1 protein-coding gene is annotated in these 807 nt (G+C 64.2%); it reads right to left on the bottom strand.

Going from position 1 to position 807, the window contains the following annotated elements:
* Positions 1-119: 119 nt before the first annotated feature.
* Positions 120-807, bottom strand: a 688-nt coding sequence (locus RA20_RS19685; RefSeq protein WP_039132692.1) for a DMT family transporter, incomplete at its 5' end; no start/stop codon positions are given.

The raw sequence follows: 807 nt of genomic DNA, 5'->3' as shown, positions 1-807 counted from the left end.
GAACCGGGCGCTGGGGCCGGTGCGGCTGGAGCCGGAAGGGCCGGGGCTCTTGGCGATTGTGCCGCGGCGGCTGCTGCGGGATGTGATGAACGCGCTCAGGCGGGAGTGACGGGCGGCCCTCAGGCGGGATTGATGCGTTCTTCGGTTTCCGAGGCCTTGCGCTCGCGCAATACCGCGTAAAGACCCGCGCTGATGGTCAGCAGGATGCCGAACGCGGCAAGTGTGTTGGGGAGTTCCGAAAAGATCAGCCAGCCGAAGAACACCGCCACCGGGATTTCCAGGTATTGCATCGAGGCAAGCGTTGCGGTGGGGGCGTAGCGCAGGCTCCAGGTCATCAAGAGGTGCGCAATGGTGCCAAGCACGCCAGTTGCGGTCAGCAGCCACCATGTGTGGCTGGGCGGGGCGTCGAAGTTGAGGCCCTCAAACCCGGCAATGTCTCCAAACCACAGCATCGGCAGCATGAAGAGGCTGGCCAGGAGGCCGCAGACCGCTTGCAGCGAAACCGGCTCAGTCTCCTTGGCGATCTTGCGGGTGACCAGCATGAACAGGGCAAAGATCACCGCCACCAGCACCGGCCAAAGCGCGTTCCAGCCCACCGTGGCAAAGCTGGGCTGTATGACCAGCAGAGTGCCGGTGAAGCCGACGACACAGGCGCCGAGGCGGCGCAGGCCGACGTCCTCGTGCAGCACGTATTTGCCCAGAAGCAGCATGATGAAGGGCATGACAAAGGCAATCGCCACCGCATCAGCCAGCGGCAGGTACTTGAAAGCGGTGAACATGGCACCGACGCCGCCCATCTGCAGCAGA

The organism is Leisingera sp. ANG-Vp (genome assembly GCF_000813725.1).
Taxonomy (GTDB): Bacteria; Pseudomonadota; Alphaproteobacteria; order Rhodobacterales; family Rhodobacteraceae; genus Leisingera.
This window is presented reverse-complemented; position numbering and strand designations above follow the sequence as displayed.